General features: G+C 59.2%; 8 protein-coding genes. 2 read left to right on the top strand and 6 right to left on the bottom strand.

Annotated elements, in window-relative coordinates; genetic code table 11:
• The 6 genes from GSM73_RS27915 to glnA form a co-directional block, all read right to left on the bottom strand.
• Window positions 1-397, bottom strand: a 397-nt coding sequence (locus GSM73_RS27915) for a response regulator (protein ID WP_256677075.1), incomplete at its 3' end; no start/stop codon positions are given.
• Window positions 394-1,479 carry a nitrogen regulation protein NR(II) gene (glnL, locus tag GSM73_RS23925; protein WP_047226914.1) on the bottom strand — a complete coding sequence of 362 codons (1,086 nt, stop codon included), beginning with the start codon at window positions 1,477-1,479 and terminating at the stop codon, window positions 394-396. The genes GSM73_RS27915 and glnL, both read right to left, overlap by 4 nt.
• Window positions 1,480-1,710: 231 nt before the next feature.
• Window positions 1,711-2,334, bottom strand: a complete 624-nt coding sequence (locus tag GSM73_RS23920) for a DUF4124 domain-containing protein (RefSeq protein ID WP_160894002.1) — start codon at window positions 2,332-2,334, stop codon at window positions 1,711-1,713.
• Window positions 2,331-2,849 carry a DUF4124 domain-containing protein gene (locus GSM73_RS23915; RefSeq protein ID WP_047226964.1) on the bottom strand — a complete coding sequence of 173 codons (519 nt, stop codon included), beginning with the start codon at window positions 2,847-2,849 and terminating at the stop codon, window positions 2,331-2,333. The genes GSM73_RS23920 and GSM73_RS23915 overlap by 4 nt, the downstream gene beginning before the upstream one ends.
• A gap of 233 nt (window positions 2,850-3,082) precedes the next feature.
• Window positions 3,083-3,640 carry a chorismate mutase gene (locus GSM73_RS23910; protein WP_047226916.1) on the bottom strand — a complete coding sequence of 186 codons (558 nt, stop codon included), beginning with the start codon at window positions 3,638-3,640 and terminating at the stop codon, window positions 3,083-3,085.
• A gap of 122 nt (window positions 3,641-3,762) precedes the next feature.
• Window positions 3,763-5,169 carry a type I glutamate--ammonia ligase gene (gene glnA / locus GSM73_RS23905; protein ID WP_014336114.1) on the bottom strand — a complete coding sequence of 469 codons (1,407 nt, stop codon included), beginning with the start codon at window positions 5,167-5,169 and terminating at the stop codon, window positions 3,763-3,765.
• A 328-nt stretch (window positions 5,170-5,497) separates the two neighbouring features.
• Between glnA and thiI the strand changes: the two genes are divergently transcribed.
• Both thiI and GSM73_RS23895 read left to right on the top strand, forming a co-directional pair.
• Window positions 5,498-6,952 carry a tRNA uracil 4-sulfurtransferase ThiI gene (thiI, locus tag GSM73_RS23900; protein WP_047226917.1) on the top strand — a complete coding sequence of 485 codons (1,455 nt, stop codon included), beginning with the start codon at window positions 5,498-5,500 and terminating at the stop codon, window positions 6,950-6,952.
• A gap of 138 nt (window positions 6,953-7,090) precedes the next feature.
• Window positions 7,091-8,353, top strand: a 1,263-nt coding sequence (locus GSM73_RS23895) for a GTP-binding protein (RefSeq protein WP_372241409.1), incomplete at its 3' end; no start/stop codon positions are given.

Below are 8,353 nucleotides of genomic sequence, written 5' to 3'. Positions count from 1 at the left end.
GCACCTCTTCCATGCCCTGTTGTTCCTGGGCGTGCTGGTTGGCGCGCTTGACCAGTGACACGGCCTCATCGACGTCGAAGGGCTTGGGCAGATACTCGAAAGCACCCCCCTGATAGGACGCCACAGCGCTGTCCAGGTCCGAATGGGCGGTCATGATGATCACCGGCAGCCGTGGGTGCTGCTCGCGAATCCGCGCCAGCAGGTCCAGACCGCTAGCGCCGGGCATGCGGATGTCGGAGATGATGACGTCCGGTTGCTGACGGGCCAGGCGGCTCATCACTCCGTCGGCGCTGTCGAAGCTCTGGGTGGTCATGCCTTCCTGTTGCAAGGCTTTTTCCAGGACCCAACGGATAGAACGGTCGTCATCGACGATCCACACGGTTTCACTACGGCTCATGTCGATGTGGCTCCTTGTTCCAGTGGCAGGAAGATCGAAAAGGTGGTGTGGCCGGGATGGCTCTCACATTCGATCAAGCCCTGATGCTGACTGATGATGTTTTGGGTAATGGACAGGCCCAGCCCGGTACCGTCAGGGCGGCCGCTGACCATGGGAAAGAAGATGGTTTCCTGCAACTCCGCGGGAATGCCCGGGCCGTTGTCGATGATTTCGATCTTGGTCACCAGGCGATGACGCACATGGCCGATGGTGAACTGGCGCATGGCGCGGGTGCGCAGGCTGATGCGGCCCAGGCGCAGCTCGTTCTGGCTGCTGATGGCCTGCATGGCGTTGCGCACGATGTTCAGCACCGCCTGGATCATCTGCTCGCGATCGATCAAAACATCGGGAATGCTCGGGTCGTAGTCGCGCACCAAGGTGATGCACCCCTGGCTCTCGGCTTCCACCAGGCTGCTGACGCGCTCCAGCACTTCGTGAACGTTGCACATCGCCAGGGACGGCAGCTTGTTGGAGCCGAGCATGCGATCCACCAGATTGCGCAAGCGGTCGGCTTCTTCAATGATGACGTTGGTGTAGTCCTTGAGACTTTCTTCGGGCAGCTCCCGGGCCAACAGTTGCGCCGCGCCGCGAATCCCGCCGAGGGGGTTCTTGATCTCATGGGCCAGGCCGCGCACCAGCATCTTGCTGGTTTCCTGCTTGGACAACTGAGCCTCTTCCTTGGTGATGCGCAGCAGGCGATCACGGGGGTGCACCTCCAGTAGCAACAGCGTGGCACCGTTGTTCAGGATCGGTGTTACCGCGTAATCCACGGTCAGGGTCTGGCCGGTCAGGGCGGTGAGCATCGCTTCGCGCTTGGTGAACGGGTGCGCCTGCTCCACTGCCTGGCGCAAGGAGTTGAGCGCCTCGGCCGATTCGGTGAACAGCTCGCTGATGAACTGCCCGTGGCTGCGCTGGCCGCTGACGGCCAGCAGCATCTCTGCCGCCGGGTTCATGTACTCGAGCCGCAGTTCGGCATCGAGCAGGATGGTTGCGGTGGTGAGGTTATCGAGTAGCAAGCGGTGTAGTGCGTCGCTAATGGTCATCAGGACCTCTTTTGGAGCGTAAGCAAGCACGCGTATGACGCGCCGATACAAGGAAAATGCAAAAACCAAACCAAGGCTCCGAAAAGAAGCGTTTAGAGCCTCAAACGAACCTTTTTCGCCCGATTGCGTGGCGTTCTGCCAGCTTTTTCGGGTACTTTCGAACCAAAATGGGCTGGAATTTGAGTAGGGTGCAGACACTTGCACCAATATAGTGCGCCATCGGGGCGGGTGTTAGAAGAACGGCAGGATGCTGCTTTGCTCTTCTGCGGGCTTGTCGGTGAGGGGGCATTCGGGACGCTGGCCGTAGTCGGCGGTGGCGCAGGGTTTGATGCGGCGTTTCTGCGCCAGGGAAATGCGCTGCATGTGGAAGGGCTGGTTGGCGGTACGTTCGACGATACGGCCCTGCTCATCGAGAATCTCTACCGCCAGATGATGGCTGCCCCGATCAATGTTGCTCAGCGCGAACACTGGGCTGGGTCCCGGTTCGCCTGTGGGGTTGCCATCCAGTAGCAGGCGGTAGCGGTGGCCTTTTTGCAAACCGGGTTCGCTGGTGACCGTGACGATCAGTTCCCCCGCTGTGCTGCGTATCGTGGCATCCGGTTCAGGGATCAACAGTCGCAGCATTTCGTAACGGAACATGGGATCGGGCTTTTTTTCAGGCGCCGACGCCGAGGCTGCGCCGGAGGGCGGTGTCGCCATCCGGTTGGCGGGTGGCAGTTGCACTTTCTGGGCGTTACCGGGACGCGGTTGATCGGTGAAGACGCGATTGCCCTGGGCGTCGATGTAGGTATAGACCTGCGCCGTCCCCACCCCCGGCAGCGCGACCAGGCACAGCACGAGCAGCCAGCGGATCATGGGCGGTGCACCCGTTGCACGGTAAAGATGACGGTTTCGCTCTGTTGCACAAGATGTTCGCCGTCGATGACCTGTACCGCCAGGCTGTGCTCGCCCCGGTCGATATTCACCAATTGCAGGCGCGGCACGTTGCTCGGCTGGCCATAGGGCTGGCCGTCCAGCAACAACCTGAACAGATGAGGGCTTTGCAGACGCGGCCGAGCCAGGACGCCAACGGTGAAGGTGCCGTTGTTGGCGCGCAGGGCCTCTTCGCTGGGGATGTCTGTCAGCTCCAGAGTTTCGTAGGCGTTGCCTGGCTCGTCCCGGTTCGCGGCGGGCGCAGCAGCGTTCGGGTTGGTCGGGGGCTGGGGTTCGACACTGTTGAGTGGCGGCAGCTCCACTGCCTGGGCCGGTATGCCATCGGGCGGCTGGTTGCTATAGGCGGTGTTACCGTCGGCGTCGGTGTATTTGTAGATCTGTGCGGCGGCTGGCAGCGCCAACAGCAACAACAGCATTCCTGGAAAGCCACGACCCATAAAATCAACCGAAAACCGAAAGTGTTGGATTGCAGCATAGGTCAGGGGAGGCGGTTGGCCCAAGTTGTTGCACGCCATCCCTTGTGGGGGCGGTGTTCACAGCCTCCAGGTTCGACACTGGACCCCTGTGGGAGCGAGCCGGCTCGCGATGACGGAGTGTCAGTCACACAAGTGGTAGATGGGCTGGCCTCATCGCGAGCAGGCTCGCTCCCACAGGGGAAAGATGTGTGGGCTCAGGATTTTGTGAGGACGCATAGCTCTGCGGTCGCCCGAACCAGCGCCATTTGCCGCAACGGGTCGTTACTGACGGTATGGGTGGCCTGGGCCAGCCATTGCGGGCATTGCGGGTCGGTGCGGTAGGGGCTGAAGTCGGCCAGTTGTTGCAGCAGGCGTTTTTGCAGTTGATCCAGTTGCGGGCGGATCTGCCCAACCAGGTCCGGGCGCGGTGCGTCCGGGGCTTTGCCTTGCAGTTGCCAGTCGGACAGATGCGCGTATTGCACCAGTTTGTTGGCTTCTATTTGTGCGGCGAAAAACGCCTCTACCGCTTCACTGCTCAGTTTGTAAGCCGGTGCCTGGGCGACGGCAGCGGCGATCACCTCGCGTTCGCGCTGGCGATCTTCCACCGGTTTGCGGCTGTCCCACTTGCTCAGGGCGACCTGATCGGCAATGGCCAGGCGCTCGCCTATGGTGCCGAGCAGTGGGGCGAGGGTGGTGGGTGCGGTGGCGGCCTGGGCGGCGGTGCCCAACAACGCGGCAGACAGAGCAAGGCAGAATGAAACGCGCGAAGTCATGGGTGATCTCGTCTTCGAATAGTGGAGGGCGCAGACAATCATGCACGTAACCTGCGCCCATAAAAAAGGCCTCCCGAAGGAGGCCTCTTTTTATTCACGCCGCGTGGGGCGACGCTACCGGATCAGCAGCTGTAGTACAGCTCATATTCCAGTGGGTGTACGAAGGTGCGAACCTTGATTTCTTCTTCGCTTTTCAGTGCGATGTAAGCGTCGATGAAGTCATCGCTGAATACGCCGCCCTTGGTCAGGAACGCACGGCCCTTGTCCAGCTCTTCCAGGGCTTCTTTCAGGCTGCCACAAACCTGTGGGATTTCCTTGGCCTCTTCAGGCGGCAGGTCATACAGGTTTTTGTCGGCGGCATCGCCAGGGTGGATCTTGTTCTGGATACCGTCCAGACCGGCCATCATCAGTGCAGCGAAGGCCAGGTACGGGTTGGCAGCCGGATCCGGGAAACGGGCTTCGATACGGCGAGCCTTAGGGCTGTTGACGTAAGGAATACGGATCGAGGCGGAACGGTTACGAGCCGAGTAGGCCAGCATGACCGGTGCTTCGAAGCCTGGTACCAGACGCTTGTAGGAGTTGGTCGACGGGTTGGTGAAGCCGTTCAGGGCCTTACCGTGCTTGATGATACCGCCGATGAAGTACAGAGCGGTGTCCGACAGGCCGGCATAACCTTCGCCAGCGAAGGTGTTCTTGCCGTCTTTGGAGATCGACATGTGCACGTGCATGCCCGAACCGTTGTCGCCGTACAGAGGCTTCGGCATGAAGGTCGCGGTGCGGCCGTATGCATCAGCAACGTTGTGTACGCAGTACTTCAGGGTCTGGACTTCGTCAGCTTTCTTGACCAGCGTGTTGAATTTCACGCCGATTTCGTTCTGGCCGGCAGTCGCCACTTCGTGGTGGTGAACTTCGACGGTCTGGCCCATCTCTTCCAGTGCGTTGCACATGGAGGTACGGATCTCGTGGTCGAAGTCGAACGGTGGAACCGGGAAGTAGCCGCCCTTGATACCAGGACGGTGGCCTTTGTTACCGCCTTCCACGTCCTGATCGGACATCCACGAACCTTGTTCGGAGAAGATCTTGAACATGGAGCCGGAGATGTCGGACTTGAACTTGACCGAGTCGAAGATGAAGAACTCAGGCTCAGGGCCGAAGAAAGCGGTGTCGCCGATACCGGTGGACTTCAGGTATTCCTCGGCACGGTGGGCGATGGCGCGTGGGTCGCGGTCATAGCCTTGCATGGTCGAAGGTTCGATGATGTCGCAGACCAGGATCAGGGTCGGCTCTTCGGTGAACGGGTCCAGGACGGCAGTTTCGTCGTCCGGCATCAGGATCATGTCGGAGGCTTCGATGCCTTTCCAGCCAGAGATGGAGGAACCGTCGAACATCTTTCCGATTTCAAAGAATTCGTCGTCCAGCGCATCACGGGCCGGCATGGTCACGTGATGTTGAGTGCCTTTGGTGTCAGTGAAGCGCAGATCAATCCACTTGACGTCATGATCTTTGATGAGTTGAACCGACTTCGACATATGTCCTCCGGGTGGCTTCGGGCGGGTAATGGTGTGCCCTTAGATATGGGTGATGCCGGCGCGAATACTCTGCCAAGGCAACCTGCCTCACAAGGGAGCAATTTGCATGCCAGTGCCCCAGCATGGGTTTTTTGCACCAAATCCACGCTTTTATAGCCTGTATTCGCGGATTGTCGAACAATTGCGCACTGCAATGTGGCGTAACTTGCGAGAGATGACCTGTTTTGGTGCGTTGAAAACCAAGTGCACATTAACTGGTTAAACCTTGAGCAATTTCCGCTATAATCCGCGCCCCCCTTTTTCGGCTGGCCGTTCGCGCGCTGTTTTCATGAAACTAATCGTAAAAGTCTTCCCCGAGATCACCATCAAGAGCCGCCCGGTACGGATGCGTTTCATCCGCCAGTTGGCCAAGAACATCCGTGCCGTGCTCCGCGATCTGGACCCGGCTGTGGTGGTGAACGGCGTGTGGGACAACCTCGAGCTGGAAACCCGCGTCAGCGAACCCAAGATTCTCAAGGAAATGACCGAGCGCCTGAGCTGCATGCCGGGCATCGCGCATTTCCTGCAGGTCGACGAATACCCGCTGGGGGATTTCGACGACATCCTCGCCAAGTGCAAGCTGCATTATGGTGATGCCCTGGCCGGCAAGATTTTCTCGGTGCGCTGCAAGCGCGCCGGCAAACACCCGTTCAGCTCGATGGACGTGGAGAGATACGTCGGCAGCCAGTTGCGCAAGCAGTGTGGCGCCGCCGGAATTTCATTGAAAGACCCGCAAATTGAAGTACGCATCGAAATTCGCGACCAGCGGTTGTTCGTGATCCACAGTCAGCACGACAGCATTGGCGGGTATCCGCTGGGTTCGCTGGAACAGACCCTGGTGCTGATGTCCGGCGGTTTCGATTCCACGGTCGCGGCCTACCAGATCATGCGTCGCGGGCTGATGAGCCATTTCTGCTTCTTCAATCTTGGCGGGCGCGCCCATGAACTGGGCGTGATGGAAGTGGCGCACTTCATCTGGAAGAAGTATGGCAGCTCCCAACGCGTGTTATTTGTGAGCGTACCGTTCGAGGAAGTCCTGGGCGAGATTCTCGGCAAAGTCGATAACAGTCATATGGGCGTCATTTTGAAGCGTATGATGTTGCGTGCCGCGTCGAGCATCGCCGATCGGCTGCACATCGATGCGCTGGTCACCGGCGAGGCGATCTCCCAGGTGTCGAGCCAGACGCTGCCGAACCTGTCAGTGATCGACTGCGTCACCGAAAAGCTGGTGCTGCGCCCGCTGATCGCCAGCCACAAGCAGGACATCATCGACACGGCCAACGAGATCGGCACCGCCGATTTTGCCCGGCACATGCCGGAATACTGCGGGGTCATCTCGGTCAATCCGAAGACTGCGGCCAAGCGCGGGCGTGTGGAGCATGAAGAGAAAGAATTCGACATGGCGGTGCTCGAGCGTGCGCTCGAAAACGCCAGGCTGGTGCCAATCGATCGGGTGATCGATGAATTGGGCCAGGACATACAGATTGAAGAAGTCGGCGAAGCGCTGGCCGGTCAGATCATCATCGACATCCGTCACCCGGACGACGCTGAAGACGACCCGCTGAGTATCGCCGGTATCGAGGTACAAACGATGCCGTTCTATGCAGTGAACGCGCGTTTCAAGGAACTGGACCCTACTCGCCAGTACCTGTTGTATTGCGACAAAGGCGTGATGAGTCGCCTGCATGCCCACCATTTGCTCAGTGAGGGGCATGCCAATGTGCGCGTTTATCGACCGAGCTAAGTGCCCGGGGCTGTTTGCCTGTGGCCTGCGTCACCGGCCCCCCGACGCCGCCGACAGGCTGTAACGGCTTTGTCGGACTCAACGTAAATCGCTGCCACGACCTGTCAGCACACCGAATCCTCTGATCGAGATACACAAGTGATCGAAAATCTACGCAACATCGCCATCATTGCTCACGTTGACCATGGTAAGACCACCCTGGTAGACAAACTCTTGCGTCAATCCGGCACTCTGGAGCGCAACGAGCTCAACGACGAGCGCGTGATGGACTCCAACGACCAGGAAAAAGAGCGCGGTATTACTATTCTGGCGAAAAACACCGCCATCAACTGGAATGGCTACCACATCAACATCGTGGACACCCCGGGCCACGCCGACTTCGGTGGTGAAGTAGAGCGCGTAATGTCGATGGTCGACTCCGTGCTGCTGCTGGTCGATGCCCAGGACGGCCCTATGCCGCAAACCCGTTTCGTGACCAAGAAGGCTTTCGAAGCCGGCCTGCGTCCGATCGTGGTCATCAACAAGGTTGACCGTCCAGGCGCGCGTCCGGACTGGGTTCTGGACCAGATTTTCGACCTGTTCGACAACCTGGGCGCCACCGAAGAACAGCTGGACTTCAAAGTCGTCTACGCCTCGGCCCTGAACGGTATTGCCGGTCTGGACCACACCAACATGGCCGAAGACATGACCCCGCTGTACCAGTCGATCGTCGACGACGTACCTGCGCCGAAAGTCGACCGTGACGGTCCGTTCCAGATGCAAATCTCGGCCCTGGACTACAACAGCTTCCTGGGTGTTATCGGTGTTGGCCGTATCGCCCGTGGTCGCATCAAGCCGAACACGCCGGTCGTGGCTATCGACGCCGACGGCAAGAAGCGCAACGGTCGTATTCTCAAGCTGATGGGTCACCACGGCCTGCACCGTATCGACGTTGAAGAAGCAGCTGCCGGCGACATCGTCTGCATCAGCGGCTTCGAGCAACTGTTCATCTCCGACACTCTGTGCGACCCACTGAACGTCGAAGCGATGAAGCCGTTGACCGTCGATGAGCCAACCGTTTCCATGACCTTCCAGGTCAACGACTCGCCATTCTGCGGTAAAGAAGGCAAGTTCGTGACCAGCCGTAACATCAAGGAGCGTCTGGACAAGGAGCTGCTCTACAACGTGGCACTGCGCGTTGAAGAAGGCGACTCGGCCGACAAGTTCAAGGTTTCCGGCCGTGGTGAGCTGCACCTCTCGGTTCTGATCGAAACCATGCGTCGCGAAGGCTTCGAAATGGGCGTAGGTCGTCCTGAAGTGATCATCCGTATGGTTGATGGCGTCAAGCACGAACCGTACGAAAACGTGACCATCGACCTGCCGGAAGAATCCCAGGGCGCGATCATGGAACAAATGGGCCTG

Source organism: Pseudomonas sp. PICF6 (assembly GCF_009831705.1).
In the GTDB taxonomy this organism is placed as follows: domain Bacteria; phylum Pseudomonadota; class Gammaproteobacteria; order Pseudomonadales; family Pseudomonadaceae; genus Aquipseudomonas; species Aquipseudomonas rhizophila.
Note: the sequence above shows the minus strand (reverse complement) of the source record. Positions and strands in the feature narration are given on the sequence as shown.

Bases quoted from the DNA above. Each gene is read 5' to 3' on its own strand.
- glnL (WP_047226914.1), bottom strand. From the start codon at position 1,479: ATGACCATTAGCGACGCACTACACCGCTTGCTACTCGATAACCTCACC.
- GSM73_RS23920 (WP_160894002.1), bottom strand. From the start codon at position 2,334: ATGATCCGCTGGCTGCTCGTGCTGTGCCTGGTCGCGCTGCCGGGGGTG.
- GSM73_RS23915 (WP_047226964.1), bottom strand. From the start codon at position 2,849: ATGGGTCGTGGCTTTCCAGGAATGCTGTTGTTGCTGTTGGCGCTGCCA.
- GSM73_RS23910 (WP_047226916.1), bottom strand. From the start codon at position 3,640: ATGACTTCGCGCGTTTCATTCTGCCTTGCTCTGTCTGCCGCGTTGTTG.
- glnA (WP_014336114.1), bottom strand. From the start codon at position 5,169: ATGTCGAAGTCGGTTCAACTCATCAAAGATCATGACGTCAAGTGGATT.
- thiI (WP_047226917.1), top strand. From the start codon at position 5,498: ATGAAACTAATCGTAAAAGTCTTCCCCGAGATCACCATCAAGAGCCGC.